Consider the following 22,159-nt stretch of genomic DNA (forward strand, 5'->3'; position numbering starts at 1 on the left):
GATCACATGCAGGTCGATCAGTTTGTACGATAATAATCATGGCCAAGCTGGGCTTGCGCCAACACCTTTCAGCACCGGGAGCACCTTATGAGTCTTGCTAATCGCGCCTACAGTGAAAAGCGTAACTTCATCCGCATGCGGGTCGACTCGCCCGTCGACATAGAATTAAGTGACGACGACGGCCATATCAATGGAGTCTGCTGTGAATTAAGTGGCGGTGGGATGTCCGTAGAAGTAGACCGCGCTTTACCCGTGGGCACTCAAATGACCATAGTGCTGAGCTCTAGCCATGGCCACAGCCCAATGCTAAAAGCGAAAGCCCGGGTTGCACGGGTCTCGTCAGGGCCAAACGAAAGCTGTACGCTGGGCTTAGAAATAGAAGAGCTTCTCAATTAAAAAAACCCGCCAAGCGGGTTTTTTTATGGGACTTTATTAGTGCTATTGGCACCGCTCTCGGTGCTAATAATCGCCGTATTCGTCGTCGCCACCGAAATCATCTTCGACCACGCCGTCGTTGATGAGGAACTGCCGATTTTGCAAATAGGCCTCGCGAATAAATAAATATTTATCGCCTGAGATGCTGTCTTCAAACGACAGTAATTGGGCGCGTAAAGAGACGAATCTAAGCCCTAAAACACTGTTGCGAACCGCCGTATCGCCAATTTGTACGATGGGCAGGGTATCGAGATCTAAAGGAATAGCAGCTGTGCGTCGCAAGGTTGAGGGGCCGAGAAAAGGCAGCATCATATAAGGCCCCTGACCAACACCCCACACGGCTAAGGTTTGCCCGAAATCCTCGCCTTCACCTCGCAACAAACCAAAGTGACCGGCCACATCGAAGATACCCGCAACGCCCACGGTGGAGTTAATCAAAAAGCGGGCCGTATCATTGGCGGCTTTATCCCACTTCCACTGAAGAACATCGTTAAAAACGTTGGTGATCTCTCGCAAGTTTAAAAACACGTTATCGACACCCACTTCGACCGGATCGGGTAGCACTGCGCGGTAACCAACGGCCAGCGGGCGCAACAAATACGAATCCAAACCGTCGTTAAAGGCAAACATCTTGCGATTAAAACCCTCCCATGGGTCTTGCTCAGAGGCTTCCGTTTGCGCCAACAAGGGTGCTGTGTAGCAGGAGCCGAGGAGCAAGAAAACTGCACAAAAGGATCGCCAAAATACTTGCCATATCATAACGCTACTCGCTTACTTACACTTTTCACAGCGCGTTTTAAACGCCAGAGGATAAAATTTAGGGCGCCATTGTAATGCCAACGGGCGAAAGTGTCTGCAAGCAAAGCGTTGCTAACGACCAAGGCACTGATACTGAATAGTCAGTTGATAATGTGCTTGCTGATTATCCTGCACCACGCTTTCACCCACCTTGTGCCAACCGTGAGTGCAAGACTGCACCATCTGCTGGAATAGCTGGTGCTGAGCGCGTGTCAAGCTGTCCGCTTTCGCGAGCTCTACGGGTGCTCGAACCGTGAGCACCTGCGTAGCAGGCACCGGCGCCTGTTGAGGCAATGGCGCTGGCTTTGGCTGTGGCGTTTGCACAGGAACAAGAACAGATTCTGGCCCAGGAACAGTAGGCTGGCTCACAGCCTTTTTCTCGGCACATTCAAAATGCAAACGATGAAACTGCCCGGTTTCCGACAAATCCACCATTTCCTCACAGGGCTTACCCTCCGCATCCAGCGTAACGTCTTCTGCCTGCGCCATCATCACCATGACGCAACTGAGACAACATAGGACGACTTGTATCGATCTAATATGCACGACATTTTACCCTCTTCAAAAACACAAAAAGGGCGCCTAAGCACCCTTTCACCTACGCTGAAAACTAGAACTTGTGCTCGATGCCAAGACCGACGTAATCCGCTTCTTTGGTATCACTATCGGCGGTTTCATTGGTGTAGAAACCAAACAGCTTGGTGTTTTTACCTAGCTTGTAGTCGGCACCCACGGAGTAGGTTTCGCCGCCAGCGGTGGCGATATCAGACTGACCAACCTGCGCTTTCAACGCCCAATCGCCCATCTTATATTGACCACTGACCGCCCAACCGTCGTTCTCCGCACCGGCGGTGTCATCAGTTTCCGCCAACAGACCGAGCTGGAAGCTGCCTAGGGTCGCTTGTACCACACCGCGAATCACGGTTGAATCTAAAGCCCGCACATCGGTGTCATAGCTAATACCGGCGTAGAAAGTGTCGTTTTCCCAACCACCGGCTACAGAGTAGCCATCGTCGACATTTTCAGCCTCACTCATCACGTAGGCACCTTGAGCAAAGAAACCACCCATATCTGGCGTGGCGTACATCACCGTGTTTTTAGAGCGCACTTCACTTTTGGTGATGATGCTTTTGATGTCGCCTTGGAGGTCGTTAAACAGATCGACTTTGTTTTGTAATAATTTGGTCGGGGTGTCGTGTACACCGGCGATAACACTACCGAAACCACCGGCTAAGCCCACATAGCTGTTGCGCTGCTTGAAGACATCCGTGCCAGAATCTGGATCAACTTCGTATTCCAGCTGATAAATAACACTCAAGCCATCTGACAGCGCCGTCTTGCCCGCAAATCCTAAACGCGACGCGTTGCTCTGCAGTTCATTAGTAGAAACACCCGCTTCGTCCTGATTCTCTATGGACAAATTCACCTTGCCGTAGATTTTTCCGTCGATTGGGCCTTCAGCTTGTGCAGCCATTGGCAGAACCGCTGCAATAGCGAACGGCAGAACTTTCTTCAGTGATGCTTGCATGGATAATCCCCTTTGCTTTTTCTAGGCATTTCAGTTTTTTAGGCATTCATTTCATCGAGTGAAACACTTCACCGGATTGGCGTGCATTCTGGCGGCGAAATATTGCAGAAAAATGACAAAACTGTCGAGCAAAGAAGATTAGGCAATTAGAAAAAGGTTTTTAATTAAGAAAAAGACTTCGAATACGCCACGTTTGTCATAAAACTGTCAAGTGACATTAGAATAGACAGGCGCCAATTTTTAGCAAATGTGAAGTATATCCTGGTCTACAAAGCGTTGAACCAACGCCAAGCCCTGGTCCACGAAGAGTGGTGAAACTGACGTGCCTTGGTTCCCATGTACCAACTCGGATAAGCGGTTGATCAACGTCTGCAAGTCCACCTCGGCGTTATTCTCTACCATATCCAGCAAGCCATAGCTCAAACCATTAAGTGCCATGAATTTAACCCGATGCTGGCGATCGCGGTGCACCAAAAGAAAAGTTGGCGCTGCCGGGATGGTGCTCGGCTGATTGGTCGGGCCAATGGTTTGTACGGGGTATTGGTAAACCAATGGCCAAGCCAAGGCCGATAAACGTATTTTGGTGGCGAGTGTGACGGCCGGTTTATCAACCAACTCAGGTAAGGTTTCCGGTGCCACGTCGAGCGCCAATTCCACCCATTCATAGTGCATGAGCTCAGCGGCAAAGGCTGGCAACATAGCTTGAGCCGCCTCGGAAGCCATGACGAAATGCATAAACTCTTGCCCTATTTCCAAGAAATAGGGCGACTGAGCGCGGTAGTCCGTCACGAATAAACGCACCAGAGCTAGCCAAGTGTGATCCTGTACAAGGCTGCGCAAAATCGGAAAACCGCTACTTAAAAAATCTTCGATATTATTAAAAATCAGTTCTTGATAAACAGCCAACCGACGTGGCTCTACGCCTTCGGGCGCTACACATCGCTCTGGATCACGTAGATACTGCGTCAGCGAATATTGCGCGCGGTTTAATGCAGTCACAGGTTGGCTCATGCAACAACACCAGTAGAGCTCGGTAGCTTCGTGCGAAAATCTTTTGCGCCGCTCTTTAGCGCGCGCGCTTGAATCTGCTTGACTCGGTTCAACTCTGCCAGCATATCGGCCAAGGGGGGGATATTAAAATCGCGCTCTAGCAGCGTTGGCCTTACACCAAAAAGACCATAAGCTTCCTCAAGTAACGTCCAAACCGGCTCGATAACATCTGCACCGTGAGTATCCACTTTTAGGTCTTCAGCTTCGTCGTAATGACCGGCGATATGGTAGTAAGCCGTGCGAGCACCCGGTAGCTGGCGTAAAAATTCACTGGCGTTATAGCAATGATTAATACTGTTTACATAAATATTGTTAACATCCAATAACAGATCACAATCCGCTTCACTGATCACCGCATTGATAAATTCTGCCTCGGTCAAATCTTGCGCAGCGGTCAAATAATAAGACACATTTTCCAGCGCTATTCTGCGCTCTAACCTGTCTTGCACCTCGCGCACACGGCCAGCCACATAATGTACCGCCTCCGCCGTGAAGGGAATGGGCAATAGATCGTATAAGTGACCGTCATCGCTACAATAGCTTAAATGCTCGCTATAAAGCAGGACGTCATGCTCATCGAGGAAGGTTTTTATATTACTGATTAAGGCTGTATCTAAAGGCGCTGGTGAGCCGATAGACAGCGAAAGGCCGTGACAAAAAAACGGAAAACGCTCGGTATAGCGGCGCAACTGTTGACCAAAACGGCCGCCTACTCCAATCCAATTCTCTGGTGCCACCTCCATGAAGTTTACCTCGGAGGGCGTCAGCTCGGCGAAGCTTTTCATTTCACTGCGTCGTAAACCTAAACCGGCGCTCAGCGCCGGTTTAGTGACAACTTGATCAAGATTATGCGTCAAGCGTAAATGTCCTCGTTGCCAATTAACGCTTATGCAGCGCCGCCACATTTACCTTCTTTATCGGCTTTACCTTCGCCACACTTGCCTTCTTTGGCTTTATCGCCACACTTACCTTCACCGCACTTGCCGTCTTTCTTGGCCTTGTCGCCGCATTTTCCTTCGCCACACTTGCCGTCTTTGTCAGCTTTATCGCCGCACTTACCTTCACCACACTTGCCATCTTTCTTGGCTTTGTCGCCGCACTTACCCTCGCCACACTTACCTTCCGCGTGGTTGTCAGCCAAGTTGTAACCGCTGCTCAACTCCTGTGCAGAAAAGGGGTTTTGGTCAGCGAATGCAGACGCAGACATAGCGGCAGAAGCAAGAACAGCAGCACCGATAGCGGCGGCAAAAGGGGTTTTCATAGACTTAGACATAAGATTTCTCCGTAACATGCCAGTTGCTTTTATTGTGGGCAAGTGCCCTTTCCGTGTAAATCAGTGAATTGGAGCCAGTTTAGACACCGACGTTACAGTATAGACACAAGTTTTTTAAAGCCGTAGTTCACGTCCGCGACCAAAGGACGTGCATTTGCGTTCAACCGAAATAGGTAAACGCCTAGTGCAAGTTTAAAGACGCTTTAATCTCTTGCAGCTGTTTATTCAAACGCTTGGCTGATACCGGCACCTGCGTCTTCAACGTTTGTGCGAATAGGGAGATACGATACTCCTCCATCAACCAACGAAACTGACGCAAGCTCGGCGTCAAATTAGCACGGTATTCACCGGCCTGCTGTAACAACGCAAAATAGGCATCTTGCACGGACTGCCACTCGATCATCGCCAGCTTATCGCGCTGCACATTCTGCGGCGCCTTCTCTAAGCGTGTTAACACTGCTTTTAAATAGCGACTGTACTGCAACAAGGTATCGGGCGGCATATGCAACAACACACCCTTTGTAAATAAACCTTCGAGCTGAGTCTTAATATCTGATAAACAAAACGCCAAGATTAATGCATTGCGGTGGCCCTTAATGGTTTTGCGGACCTCTACCAATAAAGTCAGTGCTGCAACCAATTGCGTCGCCAGTAGCGTCGCTTTTGGCACGAGCTGCGGTTTACAGGTTTCTAACAAAGCAAGAAAAGTTGTTTCATCGCGCACCGCGTAATCGCTAACCTCTGCCTCAATCAACTGCAACAAGGCGGCCCCCATAAGCTCTTTGGCAACACTTTCGCGGTTTCCCAAATTGGCCATGGTCAAACCAATATCTTTACCCCTTAACAACTCTTTATTCAGGTAACGGGTTTGCTCAGGCATATTTAATAACATCAGCCGCATCAATCCTTCGCGGTGTAACCAAGCCGCGGCATCGGGATTGTCCTGCATACGCAAGGCCACGGTATCGCCCTCGTCCACTAGGCCTGGGTAAACCCGAATGGCAATACCCGCACGTTTAAACTGATCTTGGCTGGGGATTGTACCCACGGTCCAACCGGTTAAGCCGGCCTGCTCCAGACTTGGCCCCGCCGACTCAATGCTGGCCTGTAACCTATCCCGATAACTGTCGCGCAGCGCCAACAAATCTCGACCGGCATCAAGACGTTTGCCGCGCTCATCCATCACCACTAGGTTCATACGGTAATAATCATCAAGTACCACATCAGCCCAAAGTGCGGGGTCAATTTTATTACCGGATATGCGAAACAATTGTTCGCCCAAGGCCAAGGCTAAGGGCTCGTTGCAGGGCGTCATTCGGGCCAAAGCGCGGTCCACATACTCAGGCACTGGCACAAATTGTTTGCGCGCTTGCTTAGGCAGCGCCTTGATCAACGCAATACACTTTTCCTTTAAAATACCGGGCACCAACCACTCTAAACGGTGTTCAGGGATTTGATGCAATACACTCACCGGCACTAAAAGACTGACACCGTCGTCGGCGTGGTTGGGCTCAAAGTGGTATTGCAGCGGTAATTCCATGCCATTGAGCAACAAGCTATCGGGAAATTGCGCTTCGGTAATAGCAGCCGCGTCGTGCTGCATTAAATAGGCTTTAGTTAAATGCAATAGCGAGGGTTGGGTTTTCTCACAGTCTTTACGCCAGTGCTCAAAGCCCGCTAAATTAACCACATCCGCGGGTATGCGCTCATCGAAAAAGCGAAACAACGCCTCATCATCCACCAAAATATCGCGCCGACGCGATTTCGCCTCTAATTCGCCCAGCTGCTCAATAAGTTTTCGGTTTAGGTTAAAAAACTCACCTTTACCTCGATACAAGCCTTCCACTAAGACGGCGCGAATAAAGACTTCTCGCGCCGTCACTGGGTCTATCTTGCCAAAGGCGACACGCTTGCGCTCAATCAGCGTTAAGCCATACAAACTTATTTTTTCAAAGGCCATAACTTGGCCGTTTTTCACAAAATAATGCGGTTCGAAGTGCTCGCGCTTAACCAAGTGATCGGCCACGGCCAAAATCCATTCAGGCTCAATTTTTGCGACCGTATGAGCGTACAGCTTTGAAGTCTCCAGCAATTCCGCCGCGGCAATCCACTTAGGCGTTTTTTTATACAAACCGGAACCGGGAAAAATATGAAACTTGCGCGCGCGAGCCCCCAAGTATTCCCGCTCTTCGCCCTTAGTCCCAATATTGTTCAGTAAACCAGGCAATAAAGCTTTGTGCACCGCCTCAAAACTGGCCGGGGCTTTATTCATGGGCAGTTTCAAATCGCGTAGCGCTAAACGCAGTTGCAAATGGATATCGCGCCACTCCTTTATCCGGAACCAGGATAAAAATTCACGCTTACAGGTTTTCGCAAATTGGGAGCTCGACAATTCCTGACGCTGCTCTTCCACATAACGCCAAAGGTTAACCCAACTGATAAAGTCCGAATTGTCATCGCGAAAACGCTTGTGCTTTTCGTCGCTAGCTTGCTGCTTATCGGCCGGCCTTTCGCGCGGATCTTGCACTGATAAGCCGCTGACAATAATCAACACCTCATCGAGCGCGCCGGCCGCCGCGGCCGCCACCAACATCCGCCCCAAGGTAGGATCTACTGGCATTTGTGCCAATTGCCGACCCATAGCGGTGAGCTCGCGCCTTTTATTTATCGCCTGCAACTCTTCGAGTAGCCTAACGCCATCATTGATAAGGCGAGCATCCGGCGCATCGACAAAAGGGAAGTCTTCAATAGCGCCCATGCGCATAGACAGCATTTGTAAAATAACGGCAGCCAAGTTTGTGCGCAAAATTTCCGCATCGGTGAACGCCGGCCGGTTGAGAAAGTCCGACTCTTCGTAGAGCCGAATACAAATACCCTCGCTCACCCGCCCACAGCGACCGGCGCGCTGATTGGCACTGGCTTGAGAAATCGGCTCGATCGGCAAGCGTTGAATTTTCGTGCGATAAGAATAGCGGCTAATACGGGCCAGGCCTGGGTCTATAACATAGCGAATACCTGGAACGGTAATTGAAGTCTCAGCCACGTTGGTCGCCAACACCACGCGCCGCCCAGCATGGGCCGAAAACACCCGGGTTTGCTCGGCCAAACTCAAGCGCGCATAGAGGGGCAGCACCTCAATATGCGGCAAATTGGCTTTGCGCAGCGCCAACGCCGTCTCGCGAATTTCTCGCTCACCGGCTAAAAACACTAAAATATCGCCGCCGCGCCGGCTGCTGCCCTTTTCCGCCTGCAGTATTTCTTCAATAGCCGCGCTGATGTGCTCGGCCAGCTCGCCCTCCTCATCCAATACCGGCCGATAGCGAATCTCTACCGGAAAAGTGCGGCCCGACACCTCGATAATAGGCGCCCCGTTAAAGTGTTCAGAGAAGCGTGCCAAATCGATGGTGGCGGAGGTAATGATGAGCTTGAGGTCTGGGCGCCTCGGCAATAACTGTTTTAAATACCCTAGCAGGAAATCAATATTGAGCGAGCGCTCGTGCGCTTCATCAATAATCAGCGTGTCGTAGCGGGTTAGCAGCGGATCGTTCTGGATTTCGGCGAGTAAAATACCGTCGGTCATTAATTTTACAAGGGTGTTGTCGCTGCTCTGATCGTTAAAGCGCACCTGATAGCCAACGCGGTCACCTAATACGGTATGCATTTCCTCCGCAATACGCGCCGCTACCGTGCGCGCAGCAAGTCGTCGTGGCTGGGTATGGCCAATAAGCCCGCGCTGGCCTCGGCCAATGGACAGGCAAATCTTGGGCAGCTGTGTGGTTTTACCGGAGCCGGTTTCACCGGCCAAAATCACAACCTGATGCTTGCCAATCAACTCGGCAATTTCACCCGCGCGCTGGCTCACCGGCAGGGCTTCGGGGAATGTAATCTCGGGTACTAAGGCCGAGCGTCCCGCCATGCGCAACTTAGCGGCGGCTAGGCCAGACTCTATCTCGCCGAACATCTGATCAACCGGCTGCTGGCGCTCTAGTCGCTTGCGCAATCGATGCAATTGCTTACGCAGCAGCGCCGCATCAGCGATCATAAGTTGATCAAGCTGTGCGTAAAGCGCACCTATATTTATTGATGTCATAGATAAAGCCAGGCCAGACAAAAGCCGGAATTATAGGCCGATGACCCGCGCCGGTATAGGGAGAAGCCAGATTGATGCCCCGTAAACTCGTCGACGACACCAGCCTTGTTAATCACCACGTGCGCACGCGTGACACACGCCCATCATTGTCAGTCACCCCTAACGAATACACCAAACAACAAAACGCCAGCCTCAATAGAACTTCGGAGAAAAACATCGCCAATAGTCATTGGGTAAAAAACTATTGCCAATACTAAATGCAACCAACAGCTATCGAGTTCAAAAAATAGCAGTGAAACCAGCATGATTAGCGCCCTAAATTTTCACACAGTCATGAAAAAAGACTGTCACTTTTTCGCCATATATTTGTCATAAAAACCAACAATAAGCTTCATATTTACTTTACAAAACTGACATTTTAGTACGTTAGTATGGCGCACCAAGTAGGTCATAGCATGAAAATAAAACCTGCCAAATTAAAACCAACGGTTTACACATCTTTAGGAAAACATCATGAAAATTCGTCATATATTTGCACTAAACCTACTAAGCGCCGCGCTTTTCGCCTGCGGCGGTGGCGACGTTAATGTATCGCCCACTAACGTAGACAATTCAGTGGACAACAGCGTTACTTCTGGCGGCGGCTCAGGCACGAACAACCCCTGTGCAAGCTATGCTGTTAACGGCCAAGCGCTGCAAGGCTCTTTCGATGGCAATAACTGTTTTTACGATGCTACGTTTGTTGGTGTCAACAAACCACTCACGACAGATTTGAGCATTCCCTTTATTTCTGGCGTACATATTTTTGCCAGTAGTCTATTTGTTGGTGAAGATGTCACACCACCGGATGTGGCCGCTGGCGTTGCAGTGCCTCAGGAAGGTGACGGCCCAACACTCACCATTGCCGCGGGCAACAAATTAGCCTTCCAAAATCCAAGCGATTACGTACGCATTTCACGGGGCTCAAAAATTGTCGCCAACGGTTCACCCGCAGCGCCCATTATTTTCTCGAGCTACAACGATTTAGTGTTAAACAACGAAACCCCAGGCGCGATTAGCAAGTGGGGCGGCATTATGATTAACGGTAACGGTATCACCAATAACTGTACCAATGCCCAGCGCGCAACCGGCACCTGTTCGGTTCAGTCCGAAGGCCAAGAATCCTACTACGGCGGCAATAATAATGCTGAAAGCTCAGGTTCACTGAAGTACGTTGTGGTGAAACACTCAGGCTTTGCTGTGGTTGAAGGCGACGAACTGAACGGTATTACCTTTAACGCCGTGGGTTCAGGTACGGTGGTTGACTATGTGCAGGTCTACAACACCTACGATGATGGCTTTGAATTCTTCGGCGGCGCCGTTAACGTTAGCCACGCTGTTCTGGTCAATGTTCGCGATGATTCACTAGACTTTTCCGATGGCTACGTTGGCCACATCCAATACGCTCTAATTAAGCAAGATGATAGCAACCGCTGCATCGAAGGCGACAACATCTCTGACAAGCGCCCAGCCGACGCAAGCAACCCAGCGGACTGGTTAATTTCACCTATGTCTCACCCAATTATTTCCAACGTTACTTGCATTACCTCCGGCCGCGACCAAGCTGTCAACATTCATGGCGACAGTGAAGGCTTCTTGTTACGCCACGGTGCGGAAGGCGAAATCTACAATTCCATCGTCACCTCGCCAGCGTCTGGTAACGAATGTTTCGAAATTAACAGCACTGGCACGGTTCAAAATGCTGAAAACGGCTTAATCAAAGCCAACAGCAATATTCTTGCTTGTTCTGAAACTGTTAAAAATGCAGCCGCCGCAGACCTACCCGCCGGCAGCAGCTTTAACACCACAGCCTTCTTCGACGGCTTCTCTGATAACTTCCGCGATAGCGAAGCCGCCACGGTGCTATCAGGCAACTACACCGCGGGAACACTGTTGCAATCTGACGGTAGCAACGCGATTACCGTTAACCTTACCGATGTTAAAAACATCGCATCAGATATGGAAACGCCTACCCACTTCGGCGCTGTAACGGCAGGTGACGATTGGACTGCCGGCTGGACTGTGGGCCTATAAGCCAACTCGATCTCGGGTATCGGTCTGGAGCTTAAAGGCTCTAGGCCTTCTTTAGCGCTTATGGCAGAGACAACAAGGTCAGCACCATGAAAACACCAGCATATTTTCCCCGCCGCGCCCTTTGCTTAGGCATAGCCGCGGCCAGCCATCTCGCTTTGTCTGTGCCAAGTTTGGCACAAGAGACACAGCCAAATAGCAACATTAAAATAGTCAGCCCCATTGAAGAAATCAGTGTTGTGGCGAGACAGCGTTCCAGCGCCACCGATGTGATCGCCGAGCGTCTCGAATACGATGTGGTAACCGACATCATCAGCAGCGAACAAATTGTCCGGGTTGGCGATCCCAACGTTGCCGCAGCGCTGCGGCGTGTACCGGGCTTAACCTTAGTAGACGATAAATTTATCTACGTACGCGGATTAGGCGAGCGCTACAGTTCTGCACAATTAAACGGCGCCTTGGTTCCCTCACCGGATTTACAGCGCAACGTGATTCCACTAGACATTTTTCCCGCTGAATTAATTGAATCGCTAGCAGTACAAAAAGTGTATTCAGCCGATATGCCCGCCAACTTTGGCGGTGGTAACGTAGACATTCGCACTCGCGCTATCCCAGAAGATTTATTGATTAATATTTCTGTTGGCACGGGTTGGGCTTCAGACAGCACAGGTAAAGATGGTCTAAGTTACGCCGGCGGCAGCGACGACGCTTTCGGCACAGACGACGGCACCCGAGCATTACCGCAACAAATCACTCAGGCGATTAGCACCTATCGCGGTGATATTTCCGTTTCAAATATCTATCAAACGCTCAATAAAGACGGTGGCTTTCACACTGTCAACGAAGCCGCAGCGATAAACCGCGATTTAGCCGCAACACTTAACCGCGACGTGGATATTAACAGCGCTAAGAACGACTACGATAAGAAACTCAAACTCGGAGTCGGGAACAAATGGACTCTAGGCGAAGAGTGGGACATTGGCTTTCTCGCGCTCGGTTCTTACGACCGCAAAGCACGCAATAAAGATCGCACCAATCGCTCCAACAATGCGCCAGACAGTATCTATTCGGAAACCCTAGCCACCACAGACGAAGTGTCACTGTCGACTAGCCTCAGCGGTGGTTTGGTTTATGGTGAGGATCATCAGATTGATGTGATGCATCTCTTCATTCGTAATACCGAAGACGAAGCATCCATCGAGCGCGGCTTTAATGCTAACAACGCCACTATCGACAGCGGCAATCGCTACGTTACATACGATATCCGCTACGAGGAGCGCGAGCTAACAACCAACCAGATTAAAGGCTCACACAACCTCGTCTCTAGCTTCAACCAATTCGTCTATGAACTTCCGTTTCGCTGGGCTGACGAGTTAAATTTCAGCTGGTATTACAGCGACTCGCAAGCCACAACCGAAAAACCGAACGAAGTGTCTATCACCGGTCTCGATAGCATCGATGTACAAACAGGCGAACTTTTAGCCTCGCGCATGGCGAGCCTTTCAACGGCTGCAGTGTTTCACTTTACCGATATGGAAGACAACGTTGAAAGCTATGGCTGGGACTTTACACTACCGCTGTCAGGCGATAATTTTGACCTTGAGCTATCGGGAGGCCTAGATAGCTCGCGCAAAGATCGTACCTACCTAGGCACCACGGTAAATTTTGACACCTCGAACGCACCTTTGGCCGTATTGGACGATACGCCTGGCGCCGTGCTAAGTGATGATGTCCTTTTAAATCGCAACAACGCCATGTTGATTTCGCTCGGTTCAGCAGAGGCAGAAAGCTACCTAGCCGCGCAGATGCTCGACGGTTACTACGGTAAATTCGATGTCACCTTCGAAGACACCTGGCGTTTTTCCGGCGGGGTTCGGCACGAGAATTTCCGTCAAGTATCACTGCCAATAGACACCCTGGATTTCGACAACCAATCTCGCGTCAGTAATGAAGAGCTCGCTAACATTGTGGTCAATGAAAGTAAGGATTACCCCTCGCTGTCGATGACTTACATGACCCAAAACTTTTGGGCTGAGCAGTTTCAATTTCGCTTGGGTTATGGCGGCACCACCGTTAGACCAGATTTACGTGAAGTTGCGGTTGTGCAATATATCGACCCTACCACAGACTATCGAGTGGTAGGCAACCCCTACCTAGAAACATCCGACCTGCAAAACGTTGACGCCCGGGGCGAATGGTTTTTTGATGACGGCGATAGCTTCACTGTGTCGGCCTTCTTCAAAGAAATCGACAGTCCTATCGAAACTATTCGCGCTGCTGGTTCAGACGATAACGTGGTACTCACCTTCGTCAACGCTGAAAAAGCCAACCTAGCCGGCGTAGAAATCGAATGGCTAAAGGCCTTAGATAATGTCGCAAGCTGGACTGAAGGCTACTTCGTGTCGGGAAATTTAACATTCAGCGACTCGGATATTACCATCAGCGATACCGATATCGGTTTAACCAACAACAGTCGGCGCATGACCGGTCACTCAAAAGAAGTTGCCAACATTCAACTCGGTTATGACTCGCCCAGCGGCTTCCACAGCGCCACGCTTGCCTTTAACTACTTTGGCGACCGCATTGTTTTCGCCGCCCGCGACGGTGCCGACGACGCTTATGAACAGCCGTTTAACTCCCTCGACCTAAACTACGCCTTCTATCCGATAGAAAATTTAAGCGTGCGGCTAAGAGCCACTAACCTTCTCGGCGAAAAGCGCAGTATTGAACAAGACAGTGCCGTCATCCTAGAAGAGTCAGCAGAGCGCACGTTTAGCTTGGGCGTAAAGTGGGATTTATAACGGTGTCACAGTTTGGATGTAGTATTTTACCAAGGACGGCCTTATTCGAAGACGAAGTAATAACCTGTGAATTGTTTGGATGGATTAGGCACTTGAAGAACACAGCAAAACCGCGGGGCGTAATCCGCAACTTTGCACGGTAACAGGCAACAATAATGAACTTCGCGTTTAATCCCCAATCACTATGGGCCGCTCGGCCCATTTTTTATTACAAAAAATAGCCTCGCTAGGTGCAAATGCCACCTGTACCCACAAATCACTAGATTTCAATATTTTTTCTGGGGGATACTAGCCACCAGATACCTGCGAAAACAAATAAATTACCAGCAACAAGGTCAAGAACCAAAAGCCGCTTAAAATCTGCCAAAAGGCGATGCTGCTCGCGCTCCGCGCGGTCATCGGTTCCTCGCGCAAAAACTCGGCATTGGGTTGCTGTAGATCTTGCATCAGCTGATCCACCGTCAAGTAACGCTGAGCCAAATCAAACTCGGTGCCTTTTTTTAAGGCGCTATCAAACCAGAGCGGCAGCACAGGGTTAAACAAGCTAGCACTTTTATAACGCAAATGATTGTAATCAAAGGCAGAGCGGCACTCCTCAATAGCGCTACCGTAAGGTAGCTCTCCGGTAAACATTTCATAGGCAATGGTCGCAAGTGCGTACACATCGCCCTGAATGCCCGGGTTGGAACCCATGATATACAGAGGATCTGAATAAGACGCGGTGCCGAGTGCAGAGGTATGTACTAACGGTCGGTGCAGCTCGGCCAAACCGGCCACGTAAACAGAGCCAAAATCGAGAATGATCGCGCGGCTGTCGTTGGTGATACGGATGTTAGCTGGGCGTAAATCCTGGTGCACGGTTTCATTTTCATGAAAGGCTTTTAAACCCTCGGCAATATCTTTCACCAGCGCGATGGCTTGGCGCGGGCTAGGCGGCGTATTGCGCGAGATCCATTCATCTAGCCCCTCGCCCTCTATGTATTCCATCAAGTAGTACAAAAAATTACGCGGCTTTTTTTGCTGGATAACCTTAACAACATAAGGGCTTTGAATACGCTTTCCTATCCACTCTTCCTGTATAAATCGGTCAATATAACTCGCATCGTCCTCATAATTGTGAGACGGCGTTTTCATCGCATATTGCGCACCGGTATCCGAGTCGGTCACCAAATATAATTGGCTACGAGCGGAGGCAAACAAAACGTTATCGACCTGAAAACCATCGATTTTCTCGCCCACATTGAGTTCGGGCGGAAACGGTAAACGGGTCAATTTAGCGTGGTAATCTTCGAGGTTTTCATCTGGCAGCTGATCAATTCGCAACCAAGCGGCGCTGATATTATCGTCGCTACCCGCCTCAGCGGCCCTATCGCAGAGGCGCTCTGCTACATCGTTAGGCGCTAAGGTTTGAGTTAAAAACAGCGTTAGCTCTGCCTCCGTTAAAAAATCATGAACCCCGTCGCTGGTGATTAAAAACTGATCACCTTGTTTAACTTCAACCGAGCCGTAATCAATATTTAAGCGATTATCCATACCGATGGCGCGGGTTAGGGTGGGTTTTTGGCCGCCCATCATGACGGCATGGTCGCGGGTAAGTTGCTTGAGCGTTGGGTTGCCCTCGACTGTGCTCAATTTATAGACTCGGCTATCGCCCACATGAAAAAAGTGCGCAGTACGGCTCTTCACTACAATAGTACTAAAAGTGCACAGGTAGCCCTTGGTACTGGTGACAAACTCATGGCTTTTTCGGTACAAGCGCAGGTTAAGGGTAGAAAGAATTTTCTCGCCGCTGCGAGACACGGACCAAGTATCAGGGGTGCGAAAATACTCTTCAATAAAACGACTCACCGCCGTCGAACTTGCCTCCCTCCCCGCCTCAGCGGAAGAGACACCATCGGCAACACAGGCCACAACACCTTTTGACGACAATAGATAGCCATCCGTCGGCACCTCAATGGCAGCACTGTCTTCATTAATTGTTTTGATACCTGCTGTGGTAAAGCAGCTAGTGCTGACTTTGAGTGTTTTTACCATAACCCTAACAATGCCTCTGCCAAAAAAAACCGCCCGCTATTGCGGGCGTTTTTTATATTGAGTTCAGTTTAGCCCACATCAATCAAGTGCACAGTGCCATCCGGTAACACCTCGGTGATTTGGCCTTTAGGTTCATCCATCATCATGGCAATGAAGAATACAATTAACGCACTGCAGGCAATCACTAAGAAGAATGTACTGTAATCCACAAAGCTTAAAATTGTTAGGTAAGTCACTGCGCCTACGTTGCCGTAAGCTCCTGCCATGCCGGCAATTTGTCCAGTCATGCGACGTTTAATCAAAGGCACAACCGCAAACACGGCACCTTCACCAGCCTGAACGAAGAAGGAACAACACATAGTGGCAATGACCGCCACCGGTATCCACCAGCCAGAGGTGATTTGGCTTAATACAAAGTAACCTAGCGCCAAACCGCCAATTAAAATCATCAAAGACTTACGACGGCCAAAGCGATCGGAAAACCAACCACCGGTTGGGCGAGCGACCAAATTCATAAAGGCAAAACCAGATGCCAAAAGTCCTGCTTTGACCGGTGAAAGGCCTTCAAAGGTCTCGAGGAAGAACAGCGGCAGCATGGAGACGACTGCAAGCTCCGATCCAAAGGTTACAAAGTAAGACCAGTCTAAAATGGCCACTTGCTTAAAGCTATACCGATCCATTTCCGGAACGCCCGCTCGCAGGTGTTCAATATTAACATGCCAAATCTTATAGGTTTGATAGGCAAATAGAACCACTAACACGGCGTAAATACTGTAAGTTGCCCCAGCCGTCAACAAACCTAAATTCGTCGGCGATAATTTCCACGTCAAAAGTGCTAAGGCAAAATACATAGGTAAATTCATAGCGAGGTAGAGATAAAAATCTTTCCAACTTGTAACTTCTAACCCACCAGATTTTTTCGGCTTAAAGTATGTTGAGCCTTTCGGCGTATCGCGCGCCACGATGTAATAGAAAACACCGTAGATCCCCGCAATAATGCCGGTACAGGCCAAGGCATAGCGCCAGCCATTTTCGCCACCAAACATGAGCGCCAAGGTTGGTAAGCTCATGGCTGCGGCGGCCGAGCCGAAATTACCCCAGCCACCGTAAATACCTTCGGCGATACCCACAGACTTATGCGGGAACCACTCGCCCACCATGCGAATACCGATGACGAAACCGGCACCAACAAAGCCCATGAGAAAGCGCATCAGTGCCAACTGCTCATAGGTGTTAGCAAAGGCAAACAATAAACACAGCACCGAAGACGCTAACAACAAACCGCTATAGACTTTTCGCGGGCCGAATTTGTCCACCAGAATGCCGATTACAATACGAGCCGGAATGGTTAAAGCAACGTTCAAAATCATCAGCGCTTTTATTTGCTGATTACTCATATCGAAGGCTTCTTTCATAAACACCAATAAAGGCGCATGGTTAAACCAAACCATAAACGTCAAAAAGAATGCGAACCACGTAATGTGTAGGGTTTTTATTTTAGGGTCGCTTAAAGCAAATAGATTTATCTTGTGGTCACTCGACATAAAGCCTCCAGATACTCGCCAGTCAAACTTTATTGCTGGCTTCATTGACGGCCTCAGTGTCGCGCGCATGCTCAAAACCACTATTGACCTGAATCAACTGAGCCCCATTGATTGTCGAGTAAAAGTTTTGCCTAATACCCACTTTATACCCACTCTGAAACAAAACGATCGCCTTAAAACCCTGTGAATTACGGGGGCATTACCCACAAATAAGTAGTTGCACTGATAAACATAACAAAAAGTGGTTAGTCCATAGTTAGCGGCAAATGAGTTAGTTAAAGTAACCCCAGAGCCAGAGAATGCGATATCTATGAATATGCAAAATTATCAGCCTAAGGCCAAGCTAGCACTCGCCATGGCGACCTTGGCCTTCGCAGCGAATTTTTCGGTTTGGGTGTTATATGCCGTTATTGGTTTACAGCTACAACACACCATGGCGCTGTCGGCGACGGAGCTGGGCTTATTCTTCGCCTCGCCAATGCTCACGGGTGCTCTTTTGCGAATTCCCGCCGGCCTCGCAGCCGACGCCGGTAATGCACGGCGCCTTTGGCTTTGGCAGATGGCTTTCGTTATTCCCTCACTACTCTTGCTTCCCTATGCCTCAGATCTCTGGCACTACATAGTCATTGGATTTTGGCTGGGCATCAGCGGCACATCCTTTACCTTTGGCGTACGCTATGTCACCGACTGGTTTGAGCGCAATCAACAAGGCACAGCGCTGGGTATTTTTGGCGCAGGAAACGCCGGAGCCGCTATTACCTTGGCGCTGGCACCCTTGCTAGTCGATAATTTCGACTGGGCCAGTTTAGGGTGGTTTTATGCTGCTGGCATGACCTTAATGCTGATACTTTTTGCGCTCTTTGCACCGCAACATCAATCCAGTTTACGATCCTCACCGACGGTGCGCTGGCAAGCGCAGCTGCATTACTTTAAACACTTACAGGTATGGCGCTTTGGCCTCTATTATTATTTCGTTTTCGGCAGTTACCTTGCACTGATCCTGTGGTTGCCACAGTACTATGCCAACGCCTACGGCATGAGCGATGGCGCCGCCATGGCCTTTACCTTATTTTTCGCCACCAGCTCCAGTATGGTACGCGCGCTCGGTGGCTGGTTCGCCGATCGCTATGGTGGTCGCGCTGTTAATTGGAACGTCTTTTGGTTGTGTCTTGTGTGTCTATTCTTTCTTAGCTACCCCCCCACAACCATGACAATCCATGGCGTCAATCAAGACGTCAACCTCAGCATAGAAGTCAATGTTTGGTTTTTTACGTGGCTCATTTTTGTCATTGGCATTGCGCAAGGTTTCGGTCGTGCCAGCGTGTATAAAATCATCAATGACTACTACCCCAATGCCATGGGCAGTGTTGGCGGCTTTGTCGCAGCGGTTGGCGCCTTAGGCGGATGCACCCTACCCATCGTATTTGGTGTTGCGGTAGATTTGGTGGGTATCTATAGCGTCTGCTTTATGGTGCTATATGCCGTGCTAGCGCTGTGCATGATCGTGATGTTTTTCGCCAATAAGGCCGATCGCTTTCAACAGCGCTTACAACAGGCGCAAACCACGAATTTTTTAGAGCAAGAGTAATGTCTCAGTTATTTAGCAAATCACCCGCACTACTGGGTTTAGCATTCCGGCCGTTCTTTCTTTGCGGCGGCGTTTTTAGCGCTATCGCTATCGGCCTTTGGATTTCAAACCTCAATGGCTGGCTCACATTTAGCCCCTACGGCGGCAGCTATTTTTGGCACGCGCACGAAATGGTTTTCGGCTTTGTCTGCGCTATTATCGCCGGCTTCCTTCTCACCGCCGTGCAAAATTGGACAGGTATTCCCGGCATCAAAGGTCGGGCACTGCTGGTGTTGTTTGCACTTTGGTTAACAGCTAGATTAGCGCTAGCGCTTAATGCGCCAACACTGATAAGCGCAACGCTGGATCTATTATTTCTACCCGCTGTTATCTTTTTTCTGGCCAAACCCGTTATCACCATTAAGCAATACCGAAACTTATTGTTTGTACCCATTTTGCTACTGATGTTTGTGGGCAACCTGGTCAGCCATATTGCGCTATGGCGCGGCGATCTTGCGATGGCCTTACAAGGCATCTATAGCGCGGCATGGTTGGTGGTCATGATCATGACCATACTCGGTGGCCGCATCGTGCCGATGTTTACCGCCAACGGCAGCCAGACAGCAAGAGTCAATAACATTCCTGCACTGGAAATTGCCACCCTTGGCACCACCTTGTTCGTCGTGCTATGCCAAGCCAGCGGTGTCGCGAAACTGATGCCGACCGGTGTCAATTTTTTTATCTGTTTATTGGCCGCCGGCCTTCAGTTATGGCGTGTCGTGCGCTGGCGATTCTGGGTAACCGCTAAAGTGCCATTGCTGTGGTCTTTGCACATCAGCTTTCTGTTTATTCCTATGATGCTGCTTCTGCTTAGCATCCACTATTTAGCGCAAGCATGGCCGTCGCTCTCTGTGCTGCCCTTTGTCAGCTACTCAACAGCACTGCATGTGTTATTCGTCGGCGCTATGGCAAACATGATTTTGGCCATGATGGCTCGAGTCTCACTCGGTCATTCGGGCCGCCCGTTAATTCCTGCGCCCTTGATGAGTGCCGCGTTTCTCGCCATCGCGCTAGCCGCACTATCGCGCACCCTGTTTATTTGGTTAGCACCCAACGCAAGCTATTGGCTGCTTAATGCAACTGCCTGTTTATGGTTAATCGCCTATGGCCTGTTTGCAATCATCTACTGGCCGGTATTAACACGACCACGGCTGGATGGTAAACCGGGCTAATCGCCCCCTGTAATACGCGGGAAATTCAGTGAGTAAAAATACCGAGGCAAAACAAACCCCTCTCATCTATGCCTGCTCCGGCTGCTCAAATGTCGCCCAGCTAGCCAACAACGTCGCCGTTAACCTAGACCGACAAGGGCTGGCAGAAATGTCGTGCATTGCCGGCGTGGGTGGCGGGGTCAAATCATTGGTGAAAAAAGCGCAGGCCGGGCGCGATATTATCGCTATTGATGGCTGCCCCTTAGCCTGCACTAAAGCCTGCCTCTCGACTGCGGGGGTTGAGCCCACACACTATATTCAACTCGCCGATTGGCAGTACAAAAAGCGCTATCACAGTGATTACTCGCAGGCGGATGTGGTGCAGGTGGTTGAACGCATGATAGACAATTATCAACTCACAGCACCAAAGCTTTAAAATAGCGACAATGCCGACATCTACAAGACTGCCAATCTTAACGGTTGCACGTCAAACCTACTCACAAGGGAGTAGGTTTGAGGTAAAAACGCTACTTGTTTAGAGCAATGCCAATCCGCTCGAAAAAACAGCAAACTAGATTCATGCCGAGCTAGTTAGCCTAAGCGTTCTACCACTCAAGCAGTGATTGATACGTAGGGTTATCTCGCCGCAGCACGCAAGCAACACACATTTTGTTTTGCAGTTTTCGTGCACAGGGTTGATTCGGAAACGGTTCAGCCTCCCCAACTTGGAAAGGCATTCGAAAATGAACACTTACAACACTGCACCAGCGCAGTTTATCGATCAATTCCAGCGCCGCTTCACCTATCTACGGCTGTCTGTTACAGACGCGTGTAATTTTCGCTGCAATTATTGCCTGCCAGACGGCTATTGCCCAAGTGGCGATGAAAATCCGCTAACCACCGCTGAAATTGAAAAAATTGTCGCCGCCTTCGCCTTCAATGGTACGAAAAAAATTCGCCTGACCGGTGGTGAACCAACACTGAGAAAAGACTTAGCAAACATTATTTCAGTTTGTAAAAATACCCAAGGCATTAGCAAAGTGGCTCTGACCAGCAATGGTTATCGTATGACTAAGCAACTCCCGGCTTTTATTGATGCGGGTCTTGATCAACTGAACCTAAGCGCCGATAGCCTAAGGCCCGAGACCTTTAAACTCATCACCGGCCACGACAAGGCGCGCGAAGTGCTAGAGGCCTTGGAGTTGGCTCTTAGCCTAGGAATGCGCGATGTCAAACTCAATACCGTGTTGTTGAAAACCTATAACAGCGAGGAACTGGCTGACTTTTTTAATCTGGTTAAAACACTACCTATAACCTTGCGTTTCATCGAGCTTATGAACACGGGTGACAACACCGCCTACTTCAAGGCCCAACATTATTCGGCACAACATATTCAACAACATTTATTAAACGAAGGTTGGTCGCAAATCATTCGCGGCCCAGATGCCGGCCCAGCGCTCGAGTATAGCCACCCAGATTACGCGGGAAACATTGGCCTCATCATGCCCTACAGTAAAAACTTCTGTGCCAGCTGTAATCGCCTAAGAGTGTCGTCTGAAGGCAAATTACATTTGTGCTTATTTGGCGACGAAGGTTTAGATATTCGCTCGCAACTGCAACAGGCCAGTGCTCCTGAGCTAGCAGCGCACCTCAGACAACTTGTGCTCGGCAAGCAAGCAGGCCACCAATTACACCTTGGCCACACAGGCCATACTCGCCACCTAGCCATGCTAGGCGGCTAATTTTTCAGAGGATTTT

General features: G+C 49.8%; 17 protein-coding genes and 1 riboswitch. Of the genes, 8 read left to right on the forward strand and 9 right to left on the reverse strand.

What is annotated here, in order from left to right; all coding sequences use genetic code 11:
* The first annotated feature begins 87 nt into the window (after window positions 1–87).
* Window positions 88–396 carry a PilZ domain-containing protein gene (locus ACGHTT_RS13360; RefSeq protein ID WP_390591223.1) on the forward strand — a complete coding sequence of 103 codons (309 nt, stop codon included), beginning with the start codon at window positions 88–90 and terminating at the stop codon, window positions 394–396.
* A gap of 63 nt (window positions 397–459) precedes the next feature.
* Here ACGHTT_RS13360 and ACGHTT_RS13365 read toward each other — a convergent pair whose 3' ends face one another.
* The 7 genes from ACGHTT_RS13365 to hrpA all read right to left on the reverse strand — a co-directional run bounded on the left by ACGHTT_RS13365 (window position 460) and on the right by hrpA (window position 9,174).
* Window positions 460–1,194 carry a VacJ family lipoprotein gene (locus ACGHTT_RS13365; RefSeq protein ID WP_390591225.1) on the reverse strand — a complete coding sequence of 245 codons (735 nt, stop codon included), beginning with the start codon at window positions 1,192–1,194 and terminating at the stop codon, window positions 460–462.
* Between the two features lie 111 nt (window positions 1,195–1,305).
* A complete protein-coding gene (locus ACGHTT_RS13370; protein WP_390591226.1) occupies window positions 1,306–1,779 on the reverse strand; it encodes a hypothetical protein in 474 nt (157 codons plus the stop codon).
* A gap of 64 nt (window positions 1,780–1,843) precedes the next feature.
* On the reverse strand, window positions 1,844–2,761 hold the full coding sequence (locus ACGHTT_RS13375) for a porin (protein WP_390591227.1): 918 nt from the start codon (window positions 2,759–2,761) through the stop codon (window positions 1,844–1,846).
* Between the two features lie 240 nt (window positions 2,762–3,001).
* Window positions 3,002–3,772, reverse strand: a complete 771-nt coding sequence (locus ACGHTT_RS13380; RefSeq protein WP_390591228.1) for a DUF2063 domain-containing protein — start codon at window positions 3,770–3,772, stop codon at window positions 3,002–3,004.
* Window positions 3,769–4,668: a DUF692 domain-containing protein gene (locus tag ACGHTT_RS13385; RefSeq protein WP_390591229.1), complete on the reverse strand. Its 900-nt coding sequence runs from the start codon at window positions 4,666–4,668 to the stop codon at window positions 3,769–3,771. The genes ACGHTT_RS13380 and ACGHTT_RS13385 overlap by 4 nt, the downstream gene beginning before the upstream one ends.
* 29 nt (window positions 4,669–4,697) lie before the next feature.
* The gene (locus ACGHTT_RS13390) at window positions 4,698–5,084 is read right to left on the reverse strand and encodes a hypothetical protein (RefSeq protein WP_390591231.1); all 387 of its coding nucleotides are present in this window, start codon (window positions 5,082–5,084) and stop codon (window positions 4,698–4,700) included.
* A gap of 181 nt (window positions 5,085–5,265) precedes the next feature.
* Window positions 5,266–9,174 (reverse strand): ATP-dependent RNA helicase HrpA, encoded by a 3,909-nt coding sequence (gene hrpA, locus ACGHTT_RS13395; protein ID WP_390591232.1) that lies wholly within the window; start codon window positions 9,172–9,174, stop codon window positions 5,266–5,268.
* A 74-nt stretch (window positions 9,175–9,248) separates the two neighbouring features.
* Here hrpA and ACGHTT_RS13400 point away from each other — a divergent pair, with 74 nt between their 5' ends.
* From ACGHTT_RS13400 to ACGHTT_RS13410, 3 genes are all read left to right on the forward strand, one after another.
* The gene (locus tag ACGHTT_RS13400; protein ID WP_390591234.1) at window positions 9,249–9,431 is read left to right on the forward strand and encodes a hypothetical protein; all 183 of its coding nucleotides are present in this window, start codon (window positions 9,249–9,251) and stop codon (window positions 9,429–9,431) included.
* A gap of 256 nt (window positions 9,432–9,687) precedes the next feature.
* Entirely contained in the window at window positions 9,688–11,247 is a 1,560-nt protein-coding gene (locus tag ACGHTT_RS13405; RefSeq protein ID WP_390591236.1) for a hypothetical protein, read from the forward strand.
* Window positions 11,248–11,333: 86 nt separating this feature from the next.
* Window positions 11,334–14,045, forward strand: a complete 2,712-nt coding sequence (locus ACGHTT_RS13410; RefSeq protein WP_390591237.1) for a TonB-dependent receptor domain-containing protein — start codon at window positions 11,334–11,336, stop codon at window positions 14,043–14,045.
* A gap of 288 nt (window positions 14,046–14,333) precedes the next feature.
* Here ACGHTT_RS13410 and ACGHTT_RS13415 read toward each other — a convergent pair whose 3' ends face one another.
* Window positions 14,334–16,079 (reverse strand): protein kinase domain-containing protein, encoded by a 1,746-nt coding sequence (locus ACGHTT_RS13415; RefSeq protein ID WP_390591238.1) that lies wholly within the window; start codon window positions 16,077–16,079, stop codon window positions 14,334–14,336.
* Between the two features lie 68 nt (window positions 16,080–16,147).
* Window positions 16,148–17,623, reverse strand: coding sequence for a NarK family nitrate/nitrite MFS transporter (locus ACGHTT_RS13420; RefSeq protein WP_390591241.1), 1,476 nt, complete (start codon window positions 17,621–17,623; stop codon window positions 16,148–16,150).
* A gap of 310 nt (window positions 17,624–17,933) precedes the next feature.
* Here ACGHTT_RS13420 and ACGHTT_RS13425 point away from each other — a divergent pair, with 310 nt between their 5' ends.
* The 4 genes from ACGHTT_RS13425 (at window position 17,934) to moaA (ending at window position 22,143) form a co-directional block, all read left to right on the forward strand.
* Window positions 17,934–19,211: a nitrate/nitrite transporter gene (locus ACGHTT_RS13425; RefSeq protein ID WP_390591242.1), complete on the forward strand. Its 1,278-nt coding sequence runs from the start codon at window positions 17,934–17,936 to the stop codon at window positions 19,209–19,211.
* A complete protein-coding gene (locus ACGHTT_RS13430) occupies window positions 19,211–20,422 on the forward strand; it encodes an NnrS family protein (protein WP_390591244.1) in 1,212 nt (403 codons plus the stop codon). Before ACGHTT_RS13425 ends, ACGHTT_RS13430 begins: the two co-directional genes overlap by 1 nt.
* A gap of 28 nt (window positions 20,423–20,450) precedes the next feature.
* Window positions 20,451–20,837, forward strand: a complete 387-nt coding sequence (locus ACGHTT_RS13435; RefSeq protein WP_390591245.1) for a putative zinc-binding protein — start codon at window positions 20,451–20,453, stop codon at window positions 20,835–20,837.
* 132 nt (window positions 20,838–20,969) lie between these two features.
* Window positions 20,970–21,153: riboswitch (molybdenum cofactor riboswitch) on the forward strand.
* The gene (gene moaA / locus ACGHTT_RS13440; protein ID WP_390591247.1) at window positions 21,145–22,143 is read left to right on the forward strand and encodes a GTP 3',8-cyclase MoaA; all 999 of its coding nucleotides are present in this window, start codon (window positions 21,145–21,147) and stop codon (window positions 22,141–22,143) included. (Overlaps the previous riboswitch by 9 nt.)
* Window positions 22,144–22,159: the final 16 nt, after the last annotated feature.

It is taken from the genome of Simiduia litorea, assembly GCF_042853465.1.
Classification (GTDB): domain Bacteria; phylum Pseudomonadota; class Gammaproteobacteria; order Pseudomonadales; family Cellvibrionaceae; genus Simiduia; species Simiduia litorea.